The 21,659-nt window shown below is 44.1% G+C and carries 16 protein-coding genes; 8 read left to right on the top strand and 8 right to left on the bottom strand.

The genetic code is table 11. The annotated features are described in order from the left end of the window. Positions 1-6: 6 nt before the first annotated feature. On the top strand, positions 7-1,212 hold the full coding sequence (locus AC59GT_RS11380; RefSeq protein ID WP_497237743.1) for a bifunctional 3,4-dihydroxy-2-butanone-4-phosphate synthase/GTP cyclohydrolase II: 1,206 nt from the start codon (positions 7-9) through the stop codon (positions 1,210-1,212). Here the strand turns inward: AC59GT_RS11380 and AC59GT_RS11375 are convergent. Continuing rightward, the gene (locus AC59GT_RS11375) at positions 1,209-5,597 is read right to left on the bottom strand and encodes a translocation/assembly module TamB domain-containing protein (RefSeq protein ID WP_497237742.1); all 4,389 of its coding nucleotides are present in this window, start codon (positions 5,595-5,597) and stop codon (positions 1,209-1,211) included. The genes AC59GT_RS11380 and AC59GT_RS11375 overlap by 4 nt on opposite strands. Before the next feature lie 206 nt (positions 5,598-5,803). Between AC59GT_RS11375 and tsaD the strand changes: the two genes are divergently transcribed. From tsaD to AC59GT_RS11360, 3 genes are all read left to right on the top strand, one after another. After that, positions 5,804-6,805 (top strand): tRNA (adenosine(37)-N6)-threonylcarbamoyltransferase complex transferase subunit TsaD, encoded by a 1,002-nt coding sequence (gene tsaD, locus AC59GT_RS11370; protein WP_497237741.1) that lies wholly within the window; start codon positions 5,804-5,806, stop codon positions 6,803-6,805. Positions 6,806-6,817: 12 nt separating this feature from the next. Beyond that, positions 6,818-7,009, top strand: a complete 192-nt coding sequence (locus AC59GT_RS11365) for a hypothetical protein (RefSeq protein WP_117383748.1) — start codon at positions 6,818-6,820, stop codon at positions 7,007-7,009. Between the two features lie 389 nt (positions 7,010-7,398). After that, positions 7,399-9,228 (top strand): DEAD/DEAH box helicase, encoded by a 1,830-nt coding sequence (locus AC59GT_RS11360; protein ID WP_497237740.1) that lies wholly within the window; start codon positions 7,399-7,401, stop codon positions 9,226-9,228. Positions 9,229-9,347: 119 nt separating this feature from the next. On the opposite strand, the gene AC59GT_RS11355 is transcribed toward AC59GT_RS11360, so the two are convergent. The 5 genes from AC59GT_RS11355 to AC59GT_RS11335 form a co-directional block, all read right to left on the bottom strand. Next, positions 9,348-9,671, bottom strand: a complete 324-nt coding sequence (locus AC59GT_RS11355) for a hypothetical protein (RefSeq protein WP_497237739.1) — start codon at positions 9,669-9,671, stop codon at positions 9,348-9,350. Between the two features lie 44 nt (positions 9,672-9,715). Next, on the bottom strand, positions 9,716-10,054 hold the full coding sequence (locus tag AC59GT_RS11350; RefSeq protein ID WP_117383752.1) for a hypothetical protein: 339 nt from the start codon (positions 10,052-10,054) through the stop codon (positions 9,716-9,718). A 26-nt stretch (positions 10,055-10,080) separates the two neighbouring features. Continuing rightward, entirely contained in the window at positions 10,081-11,088 is a 1,008-nt protein-coding gene (locus AC59GT_RS11345; RefSeq protein WP_497237738.1) for an NAD(P)H-dependent glycerol-3-phosphate dehydrogenase, read from the bottom strand. Positions 11,089-11,263: 175 nt separating this feature from the next. Then, positions 11,264-12,607 (bottom strand): efflux RND transporter periplasmic adaptor subunit, encoded by a 1,344-nt coding sequence (locus AC59GT_RS11340; protein WP_117383754.1) that lies wholly within the window; start codon positions 12,605-12,607, stop codon positions 11,264-11,266. A gap of 31 nt (positions 12,608-12,638) precedes the next feature. Next, the gene (locus AC59GT_RS11335) at positions 12,639-13,994 is read right to left on the bottom strand and encodes a TolC family protein (protein WP_497237737.1); all 1,356 of its coding nucleotides are present in this window, start codon (positions 13,992-13,994) and stop codon (positions 12,639-12,641) included. Between the two features lie 85 nt (positions 13,995-14,079). On the opposite strand from AC59GT_RS11335, the gene AC59GT_RS11330 reads away from it, so the two are divergent. The 4 genes from AC59GT_RS11330 (at position 14,080) to AC59GT_RS11315 (ending at position 19,224) form a co-directional block, all read left to right on the top strand. Further along, positions 14,080-14,703 (top strand): polysaccharide deacetylase family protein, encoded by a 624-nt coding sequence (locus AC59GT_RS11330; protein WP_497237736.1) that lies wholly within the window; start codon positions 14,080-14,082, stop codon positions 14,701-14,703. 54 nt (positions 14,704-14,757) lie between these two features. After that, positions 14,758-15,567: an alpha/beta hydrolase gene (locus AC59GT_RS11325; protein WP_497237735.1), complete on the top strand. Its 810-nt coding sequence runs from the start codon at positions 14,758-14,760 to the stop codon at positions 15,565-15,567. 70 nt (positions 15,568-15,637) lie between these two features. Continuing rightward, the gene (locus AC59GT_RS11320; protein ID WP_497237734.1) at positions 15,638-16,747 is read left to right on the top strand and encodes a PQQ-dependent sugar dehydrogenase; all 1,110 of its coding nucleotides are present in this window, start codon (positions 15,638-15,640) and stop codon (positions 16,745-16,747) included. 209 nt (positions 16,748-16,956) lie between these two features. Continuing rightward, the gene (locus AC59GT_RS11315) at positions 16,957-19,224 is read left to right on the top strand and encodes an aconitate hydratase (protein ID WP_497237733.1); all 2,268 of its coding nucleotides are present in this window, start codon (positions 16,957-16,959) and stop codon (positions 19,222-19,224) included. A gap of 316 nt (positions 19,225-19,540) precedes the next feature. On the opposite strand, the gene AC59GT_RS11310 is transcribed toward AC59GT_RS11315, so the two are convergent. Further along, positions 19,541-20,500 carry a Gfo/Idh/MocA family protein gene (locus AC59GT_RS11310; protein WP_497237732.1) on the bottom strand — a complete coding sequence of 320 codons (960 nt, stop codon included), beginning with the start codon at positions 20,498-20,500 and terminating at the stop codon, positions 19,541-19,543. An 86-nt stretch (positions 20,501-20,586) separates the two neighbouring features. Beyond that, on the bottom strand, positions 20,587-21,651 hold the full coding sequence (locus tag AC59GT_RS11305; RefSeq protein WP_497237731.1) for a hypothetical protein: 1,065 nt from the start codon (positions 21,649-21,651) through the stop codon (positions 20,587-20,589). Positions 21,652-21,659: the final 8 nt, after the last annotated feature.

Raw genomic sequence — 21,659 nt, 5'->3', positions numbered from 1 at the left:
AACGAAATGCTTAACACCATACCCGAAGCTATAGAGGCTATTAAGGCCGGCCATACCATAATTGTTGTAGATGACGAGGACCGCGAGAATGAAGGTGACTTTCTTACGGCTGCGCGCAATGCCACGCCCGAAACTATAAACTTTATGGCACGGTACGGAAGAGGGCTTGTGTGCGCGCCAATTACAAAGGAGCGTGCCCGGGAACTTGACCTTGAGCCTATGGTAAGCCGCAATACTACTTCGCATGAAACCAACTTTACCGTGTCTGTTGATTTGCTGGGGCATGGCTGTACTACCGGTATATCCGCCACTGACCGGTCGAAAACCACGCTTGCATTAATAGACCCATCCACGCGCCCTGAAGACTTAGGTCGTCCTGGGCACATTTTTCCGCTTATAGCAAAAGACGGTGGTGTCCTGCGCAGATCGGGTCACACCGAAGCTGCGATAGACCTTTCGGTGCTGGCAGGTTTTGAGCCGGCTGGTGTTATCTGCGAAATAATGCGTGAAGATGGCGAAATGGCGCGCCTGCCTGAGCTGTTGGTGATGGCCAAAGAGTTTGATCTGAAGATAATATCTATAAAAGACCTTATTGCGTATCGTTTGGATACAGAGTCGATGGTGCAGCGCGAGGTGTCTGTTAAAATGCCAACAGAGTGGGGCGACTTTAATATGGTAGCCTATACGCAGCTGGATACCGGCGAAAACCATCTGGCTTTAGTAAAAGGAGAGTGGCAGCCCAGCGAACCTGTGCTGGTGCGTGTACATAGCTCGTGCGTAACAGGCGATATATTTGGCTCCTGCCGGTGCGATTGCGGCCCTCAGCTGCATAAGGCAATGGAGATTATAAGCAAAGAAGGTAAAGGCGTTATCGTATATATGAATCAGGAGGGGCGCGGCATAGGGCTCATAAATAAATTAAAAGCTTATCACCTGCAGGAAAACGGGCTGGATACTGTAGAGGCCAATATCAAACTCGGCTTCGGCATGGATCAGCGCGACTATGGCATCGGCGCGCAAATACTCAGGAGCCTTGGTATCACAAAAATGCGATTACTTACCAACAACCCAAAGAAGCGTGCGGGATTGATAGGTTACGGCTTGGAAGTAGTAGAGAATATCCCTATCGAGATTGCATCAAACCCCCATAACGAGGCATATTTAAGAACTAAGCGCGACAAAATGGATCACGCCATTATGCGCGAACATTAATCCTCAGGGTTATCATCATTATTCCTGTCGTCAGAACCACCGCTTACCGCTGGTGTTGTTGTGGTTGGTGCTACAGGCAGCGGGTTTACTGGTGCTTGATTGCGTCGGCTTTGCCTGAAGATATTTCTGATAAACTCACCAAAAGTATCAAAATCACGCTGATAAACCAACCCTAAACCATTTACGTATTGTACACCCAATTGGTCGTTAAGCGTATTTAATGTTGTGCTGTTAAGCGCGCGATAAGAGTAGCGGGCCCGTAAGTTGCCATCTTTTCGAATGAGGTATTGTATCTCAAAGTCCTTATTAAGTGACCGGAAATCAGCATTAAAAAAGCTGTTTCTATTATCAAAAATATTACTGTTACCGGTATTGGAATAAAAGCTCGCGTTTATTAAAAAGCGATCATTATCAAAACGAAGACCTACACTGGCATCGCTCAGTCCGCGTATGTTAAGGTCAAGGTTTTTGATATTTGATTGTGATATAAGGTTATTTAGCTTATTGAAAGCAAATTCGCTTACCGCTTCCTGGGCGGTACCTAACACCTGGTTAGTTATATTACTGCCCGTACCCGATGCAAAATTGCGCCGAACGATAATGCTAAGCGCCTGCTGGCTGCGATTGGCATTATCTGACAGATACGTGCTTAATTCGTCTTTAATAGAGGGATCTACAGGGAAGTTAAAGCTAAAATCGATAGTAGGCTGAATAAGGGATTTGGTGATCAGCAACTCTGCCTGTACCAACACCTGCTTTGGCCCATACGGCGATTGTAAGCCGGCAGCATTATATAATGGTGCAATATCTGTACGTACCTCGTAAAGGGCTTTCAAGTTTATTTCTGCATTGTTTGGACTGCCCGTCCATTTGATAGTGCCACCCTGACTTACAGTAAAATTCTTGCTGATAAAGTCCTTGGCAGTAAACTCAAATTTACCTGACGTGATCAGGAAATCGCCAAACATCTCAAAATCGCCAAGGCTGTTTATTTTCAAATTGAGATTACGTGCCTGTCCGGAGCCTTCCAGAACGCCGTAGTCTGTACTAATCCGCACAATAGTCTTCTCATCAACTGAGAGGTCAAAGTTCAGTGTAACCCCGTTAAATCTGTTTACTTTTGTTACCTCTTTGCGGGTTGTGTCATTATGGTCCACAAAGCGAATGAAATCGTATTCTGCAGCTGTTGAAGACGTGTTTAACGGTATATTAAAGATTGTACCCGCTTCGGTACTTGCGGTAATATCAATCTTCATGTTATCAACCGGGCCATTGAACTTGAAAGTGCCGGATCCGTAAGCGGTACCGTAATACAGGTGATTATCTTTAAAAGTAGTATTTAGCGCCAGCAGGTTTTTTGCCTGAAGAGTAATGTCAATATTAGGGTTTGATGGATTGGCCAGGTCTACTTTGCCATTTGCGGTACCGGTACCGCCACGATTATCCTTTAACACCAGGCCGTCAACATTAATAATACTATTGTTTACTGTAAGCTTATGCTGTACGGTATAAGCAGTTTTTAGATAATCTACAGTTAACCCGGTGTTATTTAATGTGACATCTCCATTTAATTCCGGGTTAGAGGGAGAGCCTGACATTTTAAGATTTGCGGATACAGTTCCCTTCAGGTCTGAAACTAACCCTTTTACAAAGGGCTCAAAGATGATGGCTTCTGTGCCGTCCATCTTTATATCAAAGTCAAGATTGTCGCCAGCCCCGTGCCCCATGGTATAAACACCGGCAATATTCAACGTCTCCAGGCCTTTATGTGTTATGTTAACCTTTACATCGGCTTGCTCGCGTGCATTGTCCAGCTTCGACTTTATATTAACGTCACCTACCAGTGTTTTATTCATGGTAAGCGAGTCAATTGTAAGGTTAGCATCCATGCCGGGCTTTTTCAATATTGATGTAACAACAACATCGCCGTTCAAGGCGCCTTTTAACAATATCCCCGATGGTTTGGTTAACTGATTCAACGTCGCCATATTGAACCTGTCGAAAGTTACTTTTAATTCATCGGCAGGATTGTCAGATATAAACCCGTTGATCTTAACTCTTTGTTCTCCATTGGAGAGTTCGAAACCTTGTACATGCGTTTTTCCGTCCAGCAAGCGTATGCGCACCTGCTCCTGTATCTTCCAGTTCTGCCGTTCAAGCACCACATCAGAAGGCAGTAATTTTAACTTGGCTGTAGTATCCCTGCCAAACTCTACCAGGCCATAAAGGTCCAACTGATTGGTTGCATCTTTATCAGACAGTTTCACGTTGAAGTTTAAACTATCCTTCTTTAAAAAGTTAGCGACGCTTATATTCTTGATGTACAGGCTGTCTGTGAGGTCTACCCGGCTTAACGATACGTTGAGGTTCAGCATATCGTCGCTTGTGCTCTCATCAATAATAAAATCGTGAAACACAATTTTGCCATACTTAAATGTCTTGACAAAGCCGTTGAGCGTAGCTGTTTTATCATCTGAATTAAACTTGCCTACAAATGTACCCTGTTCCGGAATTTTGAGGTCAGGCATAAACATCGCCAGCGCAGGATCTGGGTTCTTAAGCGTTAAGTTGAAGTCAAAATGCTGCGATTTGGGTGGGGTGATATCTGTTTTGAGCGATGGAATATACTTCTTAGCAATAGTTTTAAAATAGGAGGGCAGCGTAGCCAGGTTAAAGCTCCCCTTGATACTACCATCCGCTACGTCGGATTTTAAGGATATGGTACGGTCGTTACCTGCTCCGCCAGCATTTATCGCTACCGTATCAACAACGTAATTATTTCTCGGGTTTACTATTCTGATTTTGGTAAGTAAGATGCTTCCGTTTAAGTTCTCTAGGTTATTACCAGAAAAATTGGTATTCATTTGAGTTGTAAACGTGATGGTATCTTTCAAAAGATGAAGCTTTTGGAGGCGGGCGTTTTCGATATTTCCAACAAAGTCATAAATGGGCAGCTTTGGATTTAAGTTGATGCTACCGGCAATGTTAAGCTTAACGTTCTTGTCGTTTATGGCAACTTTTCCTTTTGCTACCTTTTTAGCAAAGGTGCCGCTTGTAGTAAGGTTAGTGTAATTATACCCTTTATAGCCTATGTAGGCAACGCGTGCATCTCCTTTAACAGAAAGGGTGCTAAGATCGTCGCCGCTGCCGGTAAGGTTGCCTGATAAGGTAGTACGCCCTAATGTACGGTCATCAATAAGTGTACCGACATCAAAGTTGGTCGCCTTGAGTTTGCCGCTATAGCTTGGAGTGCCTTTTTTGTTTATTTTCAGGTTAATGTCAGGATCCAGCCTGCCTAGCGCGGTTTTAAATGTACCAAAAGCAACAAAGTCGTTTTGCAAACCGGTAAAGCGTCCGTTAAAGTTAATGTTGCCAAATTTGCCAACAATGGCCGGCGTTTTTACGTTTGGTCTGCCGGTGAAATGGCTGTAGAGATAATCAAGGTCTCGCTTGTTTGTAGCAATCTGATCAAAATTTAATTGCAGAAAGGTATTATCCCAATCCGGCAATCCGGTCAGGTGAAAATCTCCTTTTATATAGGTTGCCTTAGCAGCTGTAACCGTAAGATTCTTCGCACGCAAGTTGTTTACCATTCCGCGAATTCGGCCATTTACACCGAGTTCGAAATTTATTTTCCCTAACGAACTGGTAAAATATCCAACATCTTTTGACGACAAGTGCGACGACTTAAAATCCCCATCCATGGTCACTTTGTTTTCAAAATCGTCAAAATCATTAAAGCTTTTGAAACGCATGTTGAAGTAGTTCCTGACGTTTGAATTTGGTGTTAAAAGATTGAGGTCCTGCAGCAACACTTGTGTAGTATCAATAGTAGTGTTCGCATTAAAGTTTCTAACAAAAAAGCCGCTTTTTTCACGAAGTGTAAGACCGGTTACATTTGCTTTAAACAAGTGGTTTTTAACATCCATATTGCGTACCACTATACTAAAGCGGTTTACATCAATATCATTAAAGTTTACGCCACTCATTACCGTATCGCGCAGCTTATTCTTATACCTGAAATGGAAGTTGTTTACCGCTATCTTATCAAAGTTCAGCGACCACGGCTTACTTACTTTGGTGGTTTTTGTAGTATCACCACCCGAGTTAAAATAGTCGAGTATAAACTTCAGATTGGTGGTGCTGTCTTTTTGCTTCTTCAAATAAAAAGAGCCGTTATCCAGCTGAATAGACTGAAAATTGATGACCCGTTTCTTAATACTGTTGAAAACAGAAAATCCTGTTACCCCTACTGCTAACTTTGGGGTGCTTAAAAGCGTGTCGCGCTGTTTATCCAGAATGTAGAATCCTTCGAGCACTACAGATTTAAAAGGCACAAAGTAGAGGCTCTTAACTTCCACGGTGGTGTTAAGTTCCTTCGACATGTATTTGGCTGCTTTTTTAGCTGCCCATGTTTGTACCGGCTTATATTGAATAACAATTAACACTGCGCTGACGAACAGCAGGAGTATCAAGACAATGCTAAGCGCTATTTTGAGTAGTTTTTTAATAACTTTGCGACTTGGGAAGTTCAGAAGTAGAATTCAAAAAAGCTTGAACTGTTTTACTTCTTACTACATTTATTAATAAAGTGCCTGTAATATTAGCTATCGAATCTTCTTGTGATGAAACATCTGCATCTGTTTGCGTAGATGGTCAGATATTAAGCAATGTTATTGCCAATCAAACCATTCACGAAGCTTATGGAGGTGTTGTGCCTGAGCTTGCCTCCAGGGTTCATCAACAAAACATCGTACCCGCAGTACAACAGGCTTTATCTAACGCAAAAGTAAGCAAAAATGATATTGATGCAGTAGCTTTTACGCGTGGCCCCGGCCTTTTAGGTTCATTACTAGTCGGCGTATCATTCGCCAAGGCTTTTGCACTGGCCAGAAACCTGCCGTTAATAGAGGTAAATCACATGCAGGCGCACATTCTGGCACATTTTATTGCGGATAGAAAGCCGTCTTTTCCTTTTATGTGCCTTACCGTTTCGGGCGGGCATACCCAGATTGTGCTGGTGAAAGACTACTTTGATATGGAGATAATTGGCCAAACCCTGGATGATGCGGCAGGCGAAGCTATGGACAAAACCAGCAAGATACTTGGTTTGCCTTACCCAGGTGGCCCTTTAATAGATAAGAATGCCAGAAATGGTAATCCGGACGCTTATAAGTTCCCTGAGCCACAAATACCAGGGTTTGATTTTAGCTTTAGCGGGTTAAAAACATCAATCCTCTACTTTATAAGAGATAACGTAGCCAAGAACCCGAACTTTGTACAGGAGAATATTAATGATATTTGCGCCTCTGTAGAAAAGCGCATTGCAACAATCCTGTTGAACAAACTTAAACGTGCGGCATTACAGTACAATATAAAAGAGCTTGCCCTTGCGGGTGGTGTGTCTGCAAACACAGGTTTGCGACTAGGATTGCAGCATTTATGTGCGGAGAACGGTTGGGAATGTTTTATTCCTAAGTTTGAATACTGTACAGATAACGCAGCTATGATTGCTATAGCGGGGTACTATAAATACCTCAAAAAAGATTTTGTAGGGCAGGACGTTGCACCAATGGCAAGAATGATATTTTAATTACAAGTAATTATGACCGCTTCCGCACTTATTTTTTGGGCAATATTCGTTCTGCCGCTTATAGCGTTTATGATATGGCTGATGCGGCAGGACAAGCGCAGCGGTAAATTAGGCTTGATAGTTCTGCTGTTGCTGGTTGCCGGTGTAATAGTTTACATGTACCTGCACAAGCAGTTTGATACCAGCGCGGTAATTACGGAGTGAAGCAGTTCCATGTATTTCTGGAATGTGTAATTTCTTCTGTTGCAAATAGATCGCCTCAAATGACTTTTAGGGCGCTACCTTATATATCATAACAATTGTTCTTGCCCATAAGTTGAGTTGCAAAATGTTAATTGCGATGAAAGAATCAGTTGTTTTCGATGTAATGGGAAGTTCTATTACTTAAATGTAATCTATTACTGCAAAGTAATGAATTTATAATAGTTGTTGTTTGCTGTTATTAAATTAATTGATTATTAGTCACTTGTGTTGTTGAGATCAGCTATTTATTGCAATTCTTTCAAAAGTAAAGATTGCTGTTGTTTTATAAGTTAAATAACTATACCTTTGCAGCCGCTTTGGCGATGTAGCCGAAGACGTTATTTTAATTCATGAACAACCCATTTATTGAACTGGGGATCCGTCATGATATTGTTAATGCCATCTCTGAGTTAGGATTTGAAAATCCTACACCAATCCAGGAACAGTCAATTCCGGTATTGTTAACAGGCAGCAACGATTTTGTCGGATTAGCCCAAACCGGGACCGGTAAAACAGCTGCTTTTGGACTGCCGCTATTAGAACTGCTCGATTTCGAAGAAAATCATCCGCAAGCTCTTGTTTTATGCCCAACTCGTGAACTTTGTTTACAAATCACGAACGACATTAACAACTACGCCAAAAAAATGAGCAACGTACACGTTGTTGCTGTTTATGGTGGTGCAAGCATAAGCGACCAGCTGCGTACTATACGCCGCGGTGTGCAAATTGTTGTTGCAACCCCCGGCCGTATGCTTGACATTATTAACCGTAAAGCGATCGATTTTTCGCAGGTTAAATATGTTGTGTTAGACGAGGCTGATGAAATGCTCAACATGGGCTTCCAAGAAGACATTGACAACATCCTGTCCACCACGCCCGAAGAGAAAAAAACCTGGCTCTTCTCGGCTACAATGCCTTCTGAAGTAAGGCGCATCGCTAAAAAATATATGGACAACCCTTTTGAGTTGACCATGGGCGAAAAAAATACAGGTAATGCCAACATTGATCACGAATACTATGTAGTACGTGCCCGTGACAAGTACGCAGCATTTAAACGTATTGTAGATTTTAACCCCGAGATATTCGGTATTGTTTTCTGCCGTACCAAAATAGAAACGCAGGAAATTGCGGAAGCGCTTATTAAAGACGGCTACAATGCTGATTCTTTGCACGGCGACCTTTCTCAGCAACAGCGTGATAAGGTAATGAAACGTTACCGTGAGCGCAGCCTTCAATTACTGATAGCGACTGACGTAGCGGCACGTGGTATAGACGTTAATGATGTTACACACGTTATTAACTACTCGTTACCTGATGAGATAGAAAACTACACCCACCGCAGCGGCCGTACGGCACGTGCAGGTAAAACAGGTGTATCTATCGCTATCATCAACAGCAAGGAACTTGGTAAGATACGCCAGATAGAGCGTGTTATTGGTAAAAAGTTTGTTAAAGCAGAGATACCAACAGGTTTTGATGTTTGTGAAAAACAACTCTTTGCGCTGGTACATAAAGTACATAATGTAGAAGTTAACGAGAGCCAGATAGAGCAGTACATTCCACGTATAATGGATGAGTTTGCCGAATTGAGCAAAGAAGAAGTAATTAAACGCTTTGCTTCATTGGAATTTAATCGTTTCCTTGATTACTATAAGAACGCGCCAGACCTTAATGCTCCTGCTGACGACTTCCGTCGTGCTGAAGGTGCAAGAGGCGAAAGCTTTAACCGCGATGGTATGCGTTCAGAATATACACGCTTGTTCATCAACTTGGGTTCTGTTGACGAGTTTAACCGCGGCGATTTGCTGGGTTATATTTGCAACAATGCTAAAATAAGTGGCCGCACCGTTGGTAAGATAGATGTTAAAGGTGTTTACTCTTTCTTTGAAGTGAACAACGGCGATGTAGATCAAGTAATGAACAACTTTAAAAGCGTTGAGTTTAAAGGTCGTCCCGTTAGGATAGAGATATCCGGCGAAGGTGTTAGCACAAGCCGTAGTGGCGGTGGTGGTAACAGGCGCGAGGGTGGCTACCAAAAACGTGAGGGCGGGTTTAACCGCGAAAGACGTGAAGGTGGCTCTCGCGAAAAAAGCTTCTCGGGTGGTAACACTGGTGGTGGTTTCCGCGACTTTAGTGGAAAGCGCCGCGAGGATAAACCCGAACGCCGCAGAAGGTCTTAAGTTTAAAAGTTTAGTTTAGTTTTCATAAGAGTTTCCGGAGTAGTTAACCGGAAACACAGTTTTAGTTTAGTTTTGTTTACAAAGCCTCTCGTTTGCCAAGCATCCGTGAGGCTTTTGTTTTATCTGGTAAACTCAACCGTAACAGAGTCCGGAAACAATAAGTTCAAGTTCTTTTCGTCGGCTTTTTCAATTACAAACCTGGTGTAAGGCTGGTTGCCTTCAAAGGATGTGAAAATAGTATCACCTTTAACAAAGTAATCTTCCGGAACAGGAGATTCATTATCCAGCGTGAATTGCTTATCGGTAATCTTCAGAGTGGTTGTTCCATCTTTAGATTTCCAATTACCTTTTATTTTAGACGTAGAATCGTTCTTGTGGCAGGCTGCCATTAGCAAGACAATGGCACAAGCAATGTGGATGAAAGTGAGGGCGAAGGTTTTCATAGGTGGTAAAGAAGTACGGAGACACCTGAGTGCCTCCGTAAATATTAAGGTTTGCTTATAAGTGCAGACTCTTTTACATAAACGTGCCCGCCTTTTTTACTTACGTAATAATAGCGCGATTTTCCGTCAACATAAACTGTTTGTCCGCCGGGAGCAACTTTGTCTTTAACTTTTTGGTCGGCAACGGCAGATGCTCCCTTTGAGGTTACTTCAGCAGTTTTGTTACCTACTTTACTGGCTGTTTTCTTGGTAGCATGCCAGCCTTTTTTTGCTGTGCTGCCAACTTTCTGACCAAGAGTAGTGTCTTTGTGTGTTTGTGCAAAGGTGGTTGATGCGGCAAATAAACCAGCCGCAAACAGGGCTGTGGTGAATATACGTTTCATGGTAGTTTTATTAAGTTACTTAGCTGTTAACTCAATTTTTCTGCCAGTTTACGCATTTCTGCCGCTGGTGGGCTTTTTTTATATAAAATGGCATAAACCGCTTCGCAGATGGGCATAGGAACGTTGTATTGTAAGTTCACCTGCTGTAGACAATTTACTGCATAATATCCTTCCGCAATCATATTCATCTCCAACTGGGCCGACTTCACCGTATAACCTTTTCCTACCATATTGCCGAAAGTGCGGTTACGGCTAAACTGTGAATAAGCAGTTACCAGCAGGTCACCCAGGTAGGCAGATTCTTTAATGTCGCGATCAATAGGATGTACGGTATCTACAAAACGCTCCAACTCACGTATCGCGTTTGATATCAATACCGACTGAAAGTTGTCGCCGTAACCAACGCCGTGGCAGATACCGCTGGCAATGGCATAAATGTTTTTAAGTACTGCGCCGTACTCGGTGCCGTATATGTCGTCGGACACAATGGTCTTAATGTACCTGGTGTTTAGCATGCTGGCAAACTCCGTTGCAAGCGCAGTATCCTGGGAAGCAATTGTAAGATACGATAATTTTTCCAGCGCTACTTCCTCTGCATGGCATGGCCCGCTGATCACCATAAAATCGTCGAACGATACTTTATATTTTTCGTTCATGAACTCGCCTATGATCTGATTTTCATCAGGTACTATGCCTTTTACTGCCGAAACCACCTTTTTTCCTGCAAAGTCTTCCGGTGTTATGCCGGCAAGCGCCTCTTTAAGAAAGGCGGCCGGAACGTTCAACAGGATGCAATCAGATTGGTTAATCAGTTTTTTAAGGTCGCAGGAAATATTTTCTTTTGGAACTTTTATTTCTACAGAACTTAGATAATTTGGATTATGTCCAAAATTGATGATGTGCTCGGCGGCCTGCGCGTTGCGCATCCACCAAAATATCTCCTTTTCTACCGTGTTATCGGTAAGCATTTTGATGTTGGCTGTAGCCCAACTGCCACCGCCTACTATAGTTATCTTGTTGATTTGCTTCAGCATTAATAGTACAAAGTAATAGCGGGCACATTGGTTTGCCAGCCACAACAAATTAATGAATTATAAAGCATAATTACAGCTACCTGAATTACAAAGTAAAATTGAGACTCAAACAGCTGTAAAACAAAGAAGGGCAATGGAATCTCCATTGCCCTTCTTGCGTATCTCATACGTTGGATTAATCCTTTTTCCCTTCTGTATTGAACAGTTTAGATTTATCTACTTTCTCAACTACTTCTCCGTCTTTAAGCGTTTTTGAGATTGCAGCAAATGGTGCCGATACTACTTCTTCGCCACCCTTTAGGCCGCTTAGTATCTGGATGTTGGTATCGTCCTGTATGCCGGTAGTTACCTGCACTTGTTTTACTTTATTGCCTTTATCAAGCACAAATACATATTCTTTAGCTATAGGCGTACTTGCGGTACGTTTGTTATCATCTTTGTTATTGTCTGGCTTGGTTTCAGCCTTCTTTTCGTCGCGGGTAGTGACTGATTGTATAGGAACGGCTAAGCTTCTTACGTGATTGGTTTGTATATCCACAGTTGCAGTCAATCCCGGGCGGAAGGGAGAGTGGTTGGCAGCATTCTTTTTCAATAGATCAATGTATGACTGCGCAGTTATCCTCACCTTAACAGTAAAGTTGGTAACCTGGTCGGCGTTGGTGCCAACTACGTTTGCCGAGCTGCCGATCTCTATAACTTTGCCTTCAAACTTTTTACCCAAAAACGCATCTATTTCTATCTGTGCAGGGTTACCGGTATTAATACGATTAATGTCATTCTCGTTAACATCAACGTTTACGTCAATATTATTCAGGTCGGATAGGGTCATGATCTCGGTACCGGCAAATTGCTGGGTACCCAAAACACGTTCGCCTTTTTCGATAGAAAGTTTTGAGATCACGCCGTCCACCGGTGCATAAATGGTGGTTTTTGCCAGATTATCCTGCGCTTCTTTAACAGACGCAGATGATTGCTCCAACCCGAATTTAGACCCTACTACGTTTTGCCTTGCTGCTTCAAGAGAAGCTTTGGCACTTTCGTAGTTTGCCTTAGCCTGTTCAAACTCGGCAGTGGTAAGCACTTTATTTTTGTATAACTCCTGGCTGCGTTTAAATATAGAGGCCTGGTTGGTGAAAGTAGCTTCGGATTGCTTTAACATTTGCGCAGAATTACCAACGCTGGCTTTTTGTGTGTTGTATGATGCTACCGCACGCTCGTAACCTGATTTTAAGATGTCCGGGCGGATACGGCAAAGCAGCTGGCCTTTTTTTACCACGTCACCTTCCTTTACAGGTAACTCAACAACCTCGCCGCTTACCTCGGGGCTTATTTTAACTTCAAGGTGAGGTTTAATTTTGCCGCTTGCAGATACATTCTCGTTAATGTCGCGTGTTTCAGCCTTTTCTACGGCTACCTGCGTTAGTTTAGGTTTGCCAATTACACCGGCAGCCTTAAGGACAAAAAGCAGTACGATAACACCGCCGATGCTAAAAAGGATATATTTAGTAGTCTTTCCCATGATACGTAATTTCAGGAGTTTATTAGTTAATTTATAGTGTTATAGGGTTGCCAAGGTAATAATCTATCACTTTACTTCTGAACACCACTTCGTAACGGGCATTGATCAGGTCGAACTGTGATTTGTTAAGGTTGGTTAATGATGTGTTATAGTCAAGCGAGTTCACCAGCCCTACGTTAAAGCGTTGCTGAACGGTGTTAAACGCATCTTTATTTGCCTGGTAGGTTTGTGTTGTGCTAACCAGTCTTTTCTCTGCGGCACGCAGGTCATACACTGCCTGGATGATGATTTTGCTCAGGTTATTTTTTGCCAGTTGTGTATTTACGGCTGCGCTCTCAAAGTTTATTTTAGCCTTCCTGACAGTTGTACGTGCCTGGAACCTGTTAAAGATGGGAATTTGTAACTGTATGCCTATTGCCTGGTTAAAGTTGTCGTTCAATTGGCTAAAGAACGGGTAAAAGCTTCCGTCTATTCTAACCCTGGCATCAGAGTAGTATGAGTTTGCTGCGCCGAACAATATTAAACTGGGATAATAGTTGCCCAACGCTACCTTAATGCCTTGTTTGGCGGCAGCTTGTCTTGTTTCTGCTAACTTAACGTCAGGGTTTATTTCTAAAGCGCTTTTCAGCAGGTCCGCCTCGTTGTAAACTGTTTTTATATCGTTTAATTTGCTGATGTCGGGCTTCTCTACTGTTATCTCTTCTAGTGGATTCATCTCCATGTACTGTTTTAATATCAGTACTGAAAGGTCCAGTTGATTTTGGGCGTTGGTAAGGTTAAGCTCGTTGGTAGATTGCTGGGCTTTTGCTTGTGAAAGGTCTGCCAGGGTTTGGTTACCGGCATCATACTGTTTTTGCGCGCGGTCAAGCGCTATTTTCGAGATTTCTATCTGTTGCTTTGCTGCTGTTACCAAATCCTGGTTTGTAAGGATAGTTAAATATTGAGTAACCACACTCAGGATAAGGTCGTTCTTTACCTTTGCGGTGTTGCTCTTATCAACATCTACCAAAATGCGGTTTTGGATGATCTGGTTGCGTAATTGTCCGCCCTGGAACAAGGGAACCTGCGCGCTTACACCGGCATTAACTGCCAATATACGTTGGTTGATAAACTGGTTGGTGGTGGGGTCGATATTACGGCCGAAGTTAAAAGAGGCCTGCGGGTTTGCACTTACACTCGGCAACCGGTTGTATTTAGATTGCTTGTAATCTTCGGTGCTCAGCGCCTCGGTAAATTGCGCCTGTTTTATGGTAAGGTTGCGGTCCAATGCGCGGTCAACTGCCTTTTGCAGGGTAATTACCTCCTGGGCATTGGCTTTAATGTTTACCGTGGCAAGTAAAACTAAGCAGGCAATGGTTACTTTTGCGGGTAAGTATTTTAGTTTCATAATTAGTGGCGTACGATAATAAGTAAAAGATATTTGCCTTTGCATATACCTTTGTTAGCGGACCAGATCATTTCAAACTGCAGAAATGTACCTTATTAAAACTCCCGGGCTGCTCAAAAAGCTTTATCCCTCACTTATTTGGGACGTTAAACCGGCTGCCCGTTCCATTTTTTTGACGTTTGACGACGGCCCTATACCCATTGTTACACCATTCGTATTAAAAAATTTAGAAGCCTATAAAGCTAAGGCTACTTTCTTTTGTATTGGAGATAATGTTACCCGCCATCCTGAGGTATATAATGAGGTGAAAAATGCCGGTCACGCCATAGGTAACCACACTTACAATCACTTGCGTGGTTGGGATACGGATAATGAAACCTACCTCGATAATTTTTTGAAGGCCGACGAACTGATGGAGTCTGCTCTTTTCCGCCCACCCTATGGCCGCATTAAACGGGAGCAAATAAAAATGCTTCGCGACAGCCGCCCGGGACTGAAAATAATTATGTGGGATGTGTTAAGCGGGGATTTTGATACCAGCCTCGACCCGGACGAATGCTTGCGTAAAGTAATCAAGTATACGCGGCCAGGCTCTATCATTGTTTTTCACGATAGCTTAAAGGCATTCAAACGGCTGGAATATGTACTACCCCGGGCATTGGAGTATTGGAGCAAAGCAGGTTATAACTTTGAAGCACTAACGCTATAACGGAAGTACAAAAGAATGGAACTGATCGGCGACAGATATTTCTTATCTTACATCATGTTTAAATCTTCAAAAATAGTGTTACTACTTGCCTGCATACTGTTAAGTTTTGGTGCAAAGGCGCAAAACATAGCTGCAGATACCGCCCGCATTATCACCTTTAAAATAAACATTCAGCAGCTTAAGCGCGAGCGCACTATAAGGGTTTACCTGCCTGCGGGGTACGCGTCATCAAAAAAGAAGTACCCTGTTGTTTATATGCATGACGGGCAAAACCTTTTCAGCGATGTTAAGGCACCTTATGGTAATTGGTATATTGATTCGGCAATGAAAGCTGTGCCTGCTAATAAGCAGTCTATAATAGTTGGCATATACCATGGAGATAAGTATCGCATAACCGAGTATAGCCCATCCGACAGCAAATATGGCAAAGCTGAGGGTGACGCCTACCTGGAATTTCTGGTAAAAACGCTTAAGCCCCATATTGACAGTACTTACCGCACGCTTACGGACGTTAAGCATACCGCTATTATTGGCAGCTCTATGGGTGGGTTAATATCTATGTACGCTGTTATCAAGTATCCGGACGTGTTTGGTACTGCCGGGGTGTTGTCGCCATCATTTTGGCTCAATCCACAAATATATCCGCTAGCGGCCGGGGTAAACAAAAAAGCAAAAATCTTTTTGTCTTGTGGCGATCAGGAGGGCAATGAGGTGGCAGATGTAATGAAGATGGACACTGTACTGCTTGCCAGCGGTTTAACTCGCACTAATGTGCCTGCGCCGTTGATAATAAAGGGCGCCAAGCACAACGAAGCACAGTGGCAACATGTTTTTGGGAAGTTTTACGCCTGGCTAATGCACTAAGCAGCTGTTGTATGCAACATTTAAGGCAATTGCCTGTTCATCAATCATAAACCATCTTAAACTTACGGATATGAGGAACAGGATTACGCTTGCCCTGATGGCTGCCGTGGTGCTTTTTAGCGCATGCGGGAAAACTTCTTATGAAAATAACGGTGGCAATCCGCCTGCCGATGCAAAACTTACCGACGCTGTACTAACTCAAAACCTGACGTTCCCGTGGGAAATACTCTGGGGGCCGGATAATAAACTGTGGATAACCGAACGTGGCGGCAAAATAAGCAGGGTAGACCCGGCAAGCGGTACTATTACGTCGTTAGCCACACTGCCTGATGTAGTGTCGCAGGGCGAAGGCGGCTTGCTGGGAATGGTGTTGCACCCTGATTTTAGCGCGACGCCCGAAGTGTTTGTTGCCTATAATTATAACAAAGGAGGAGCTTACACCAAAAAGATTGTGAAGTTCACCTATAATGGTACCACGCTGGTTAACCCCGTGGTGCTGCTGGACAATATACCTGCTGCCGGCATACACAACGGAACCCGCCTTGCGATCTCTACCGATAAAAAGCTGTACATCACCAGCGGAGATGCTTCTGTATCGTCCCGGGCGCAGGACCAAACCAACATGGCAGGTAAAATACAGCGGATTAATTTAGATGGCAGTATCCCGGCGGATAACCCTATTGCTGGTAGCGCCTTGTGGTCGTTTGGTCACCGTAACCCGCAGGGGTTGGTGTTTGTTGGCGACAGGCTTTACAGCTCCGAACATGGTAACACTACTGATGACGAGATAAACATTGTCCAGAAGGGCCGCAACTTTGGCTGGCCGAATGTAGAGGGATTTTGTAACACCAGCGCTGAGCAGGGATTTTGCCCGATAAGCAACGTTGCCGAACCGATTTACGCCTGGACCCCGACCATCGCTCCCTCCGGAATAGATTATTACAACAACGATGCAATACCACAGTGGAAGAACTCGCTGCTGCTGGCTGTGCTTAAAGATTCGGAACTACTGCAGCTAAAGCTAAGTGCCGATGGCAGCAAAGTGGAGACGGTGAATACTTTTTACAAGGGTACTTACGGCCGGATACGCGATGTAGCTATAAGCCCGGCTGGTGATGTATACATTATTACTAGCACCGGCAGTAATGACAAGATCATAAAGGTAACCAAAACCCCCTAACGCCCTAAAGGGAGGACTTTAGTTAGCTAAGTAAATGTTAGTTTATTTAGTTCCCCCTTCAGGGGGCTAGGGGGCGTCTATTTAGAACATATCCAAATAAGAATTGTACAAACCCCTGACTGTGAATAAATGTTATAATTTGTAAATTCGCGGCTGACCGCCGGAATGGATGGCCAACCTCTTTTTCACCACTAAAAAAATCAAACAATATGGCTTTTGATTTAGATATGATCAAAAAGGTTTATGATCGCTACAGCACCCGCGTGGATGCTGCCCGTAAAGCGACCGGTAAACCACTTACATTAACTGAGAAAATATTATATGCCCACCTTTCTGAAGGTGATGCATCCAAAGCTTTTGAACGCGGTAACGACTACGTAGATTTTGCACCTGACCGTGTAGCTATGCAGGATGCAACAGCGCAAATGGCTTTACTGCAATTTATGCAGGCAGGCCGCCCGCAGGTTGCTGTTCCGTCTACCGTACATTGCGATCACCTTATACAAGCTAAAGTTGGTGCTGATGCCGACTTAAGCACTGCTAAAGATATTAACAAAGAAGTTTACGACTTCCTTTCTTCTGTATCTGATAAATACGGTATCGGTTTCTGGAAAGCCGGTGCAGGTATCATCCACCAGGTAGTGTTAGAAAATTACGCTTTCCCTGGTGGTATGATGATAGGTACCGACTCGCACACACCTAACGCGGGTGGTTTGGGTATGGTTGCTATTGGTGTTGGCGGTGCTGACGCCTGCGACGTTATGGCCGGCTTACCGTGGGAGCTAAAGTTCCCTAAGCTGCTGGGCGTAAAGTTAACAGGTAAACTATCAGGCTGGACCTCTGCTAAAGACGTTATCCTGCGTGTTGCCGGTATACTTACTGTAAAAGGTGGTACAGGCTTTATAGTAGAATACTTTGGCGAAGGTGCACGTTCTATGTCGGCCACTGGTAAAGCTACCATTTGTAACATGGGTGCCGAAATTGGCGCTACCACTTCAATATTTGGTTACGACCAAAAAGCTGCTGACTATCTGAAAGGTACCAAGCGTGCTGAGATAGCTGAAATGGCTGATGCTATTGCAGAACACCTGACTGGTGACGAAGAAGTTTATGCTAACCCTAACCAGTACTTTGACCAGGTAATTGAAATTAACCTGAGCGAACTGGAGCCACACATCAATGGTCCGTTCACACCGGATTTGGCCTGGCCTATCTCTAAATTTGCTACAGCGGTCAGAGAGAACAACTGGCCTACCGAGCTGGAAGTTGGCCTGATTGGATCATGTACCAACTCATCTTACGAAGACATTACCCGCTCAGCATCTGTTGCACAACAGGCTATTGATAAGCACTTGCAAACCAAGGCTGAGTTTACAGTAACCCCCGGATCAGAACTGGTACGTTATACGGTAGAACGTGATGGCTACCTGGGTACATTTGAAGCTATGGGCGGCGTTGTATTAGCTAACGCTTGTGGACCTTGTATTGGCCAGTGGGCCCGCCACACAGACGATCCTACCCGCAGGAACTCTATCATCACCTCCTTTAACCGCAACTTTGCTAAACGCCAGGACGGTAACCCAAATACACACGCGTTTGTGGCTTCACCTGAGATTGTAACGGCTATGGCCATTGCAGGCGACCTTACCTTTAATCCGCTTACCGATACGCTGACCAACAAGGACGGCGAGCAGGTGAAACTGGATGAGCCAATGGGTATAGAAATGCCAGTAAGAGGTTATGCTGTTGAAGATGCAGGTTACCAGGCACCAGCCGAAGACGGCAGCGCAGTAGAGGTAATTGTAAGCCCTACATCTGCACGTTTGCAATTGCTTGATCCGTTTGCTGCATGGGAAGGTACCGACCTGACCGGCCTCAAACTGCTTATAAAAGCTAAAGGTAAATGTACTACCGACCACATTTCTATGGCAGGCCCATGGTTGAAGTTCCGCGGCCACCTGGACAACATATCTAACAATATGCTCATAGGTGCTATAAACTACTTTAACCTTAATGCTGATAGCGTTAAGAACCAGCTTACCGGTGAGTACGGCCCTGTGCCTGCTACCCAGCGCGACTATAAAGCGCACGGTATAGGATCAGTTGTAGTAGGTGACGAGAACTACGGCGAAGGCTCATCTCGCGAGCACGCTGCAATGGAACCACGCCACCTGGGTGTACGTGCCATATTGGTAAAATCATTTGCCCGTATACACGAAACCAACCTGAAGAAACAAGGTATGCTGGCCATTACTTTTGCCGACAGCAACGACTACGATAAGATACTGGAAGACGATACCTTTGATATAGTAGGTTTGACAACTTTTGCACCGGGCCAACAACTGACCGTTGTGCTGCACCACGCTGATGGTACAACCGACCAGTTCCAGGTGAACCACACTTACAATGCACAGCAGATAGAGTGGTTTAAAGCAGGCGGCGCGCTTAACATCATCCGCAGGCAAATGGTTTCTTAATAAAGCTAGAATTATAAATGAAGTCCCGTTGTGTGATAAACGCAACGGGACTTTTTTGTATTAAGAAGATTTAGTTATCATTGATGTGTGATGTTTTACAAGGTTGAAGTGTTTCGGTCTGACTGTTTCGCTTTCTGGACTAAAGTTCGACTTTTATAATAGAATGCTGATTAACAGTAGTTTGTGGTCTTGTATCTACTAGTACTGCTGTTTCGCTTTGTTTCGCCCTAAATTGTAATGATTTGACTATTAGTGTATTATAGTATTTAAGTGTTTCGGGTGTTTCGCTTCTGCTAACCGAAACAGTTTAGTAAAACTATTCACCCTTAAATTTCAGGCCTACAATTTTCCGAGCCTCATCTATCATCGAGATCATACCACGAGACATTTTGTGAGGTATAATCGGGCTCTCCAACTCACCCGCGCGAAAAAGATCGGCAAAGTGCTGTATCTCGTAGTTTAGTCCTCCATGGGTAAACGGTTCGTCGATAACAACCGTTCGGCCATCAAGATAGTTGATAGTAGCCGTGGCAGGATTCCACCAATTTTTGTGAATAGTGATGTGGCCCAGGGTGCCGCATATTAGCGCGTCGCCTTTGCCATGCAGGTCAAAACCGGTGTAAAATTGCCCATAACCACGCTCGTGGCTGGTCTGAAAGATGCCGAACATGTCAATCTCCATCCCGCTAAAGCGGCCCATCGCCTGCACCTCATGAGTGTCGCCAAGCCAATCCAGTCCCAGGAAGGCTTCATAAATGCCGATACCCATTAGGCTGCCGCCTGCCAGCTCATAACTGAAGTTAGGATGGTCACGCGGAATGTCTGCAACTGATGAGCCTGCCCGCACGTATTCGACAGAGCCTATCGGGTCTTGTTGAATGTATTCCTTCAGCTTGGTGTATAGTGGGTAGAAGGGCGGCTTCATGCCTTCCATAAACAGCAGTTTCTTTTCGCGTGCAACAGCAAGCACGGCGTTTAACTGAGGCAGGTTTACGGTTGCAGGTTTCTCGCAGAGCACCGGTTTACCGGCGTTAAATGCTTGTATACAATAATCCGCATGGCTATCCGGTAAGGTGGCAATGTAAACCGCGTCAATGTCGCTGGCAAGCAGCTCTTCTGCACTGCTGCAAGCCCTGCCACCATATTGTGCTACAAAGGCTTCAACAGTTTCCCTCCTGCGCGACCATGATGCCACAAGCTGCATCTGCGGCAAAGCGCTTAGTCCGTGCATAAAGCGGTGCGCAATGCGTCCGCAACCAATAATACCCCACTTCATATTACTTGTAAAATCTAAAACATAAAAGTAAAAAGAAGCCCTGAGTTGTTTAACTCAGGGCTTCTAATTTCCTGCATCTGTATTAATTATTGATACTGGATGTAAATAGGATATGGTTTATAGCGCGATAACACTTCTTCTGGTGTAAGCATGTGGTGCGGCGCTTTTTTAATGTCGTTTTTGTAGAACAACTTAAAGCCTGTGAACTGTACAGGCTCCTGATTGATAAAGTAGCGGTAAGTGCCGGTTTTCAGGTCCGGTTCACCCCAGCCATCCATATCCATTACTACCTGAACTTCGGGGCGCAGTTTAATGTTCTTGTAGTTGGTCACCATTTTTTTAGTAAAGCGGTGTACTACCAATATCTTTGGTGGTAAGCCATTCTTTCTTACAATGTTGGCCAGATAGTTCGATACATAGTTAACGTCGGCTGCATCGTAAGTACCTATTTTTCTGCCAGGTTTGCTGCCATCTTTCATAGAGAACTCCGGGTCCATACCAAAATGTACCTGCGGCATTTTAAGATATTTTTCAAATAAAGGTAATTCTGCCTGTATGTTGCTTAAGGCCACCTGAACATCCAAAAACACAATTGCATGAGCTTTTTTAGCAAGCACCAATACACTGTCTATTTGTTTAAATGGCATCCGGTAACGGAATTTTCCGTCTTTACCGCCATCACCTTGTGCAACTACAGCAATGTAGTGCAGGGCAGGCTGTACAGGGGTTTTAGGATCTGCTTTCTCCCAGTGTTTTACTTCGCCCTTTAACTTGGCCAGCATTTCGTTAGGCGGAAGCTCACCCAAAATACCCATTTTTTTAGAGTAGAGGTTACCGTAAAACGCAACTACACGTTTGTATGGCAAAATAGCACCACCTAGTGGGTAAGGAGCGCCCTTTACCGGCCAGCGACCAGATGTATCGCCGTGAGCATTAAACTTTAATAACGAATCATACTGAGCCTTGTCTGTTGGCGGATAGCTTGATTTTACTACACCAAGGGTGTCCGGCTGGTCTTCGTCTTTTTTGGCGGTGGTGTCACCGGCTTTTTTTGCATCGGCTTTTTTGCCTGTGTCTGATGTGCAATTAGTAAAGAAAATGGCTGTGCAAAGCACAAAGAGGGCAGGAAAAAGCGCGCGGTTGAATTTCATAGGTGAGG

The organism is Mucilaginibacter sp. 320_HR, from assembly GCF_059691875.1.
The sequence above is the reverse complement of the archived record's forward strand: the minus strand, read 5'-3'. Positions and strand labels throughout refer to the sequence as shown.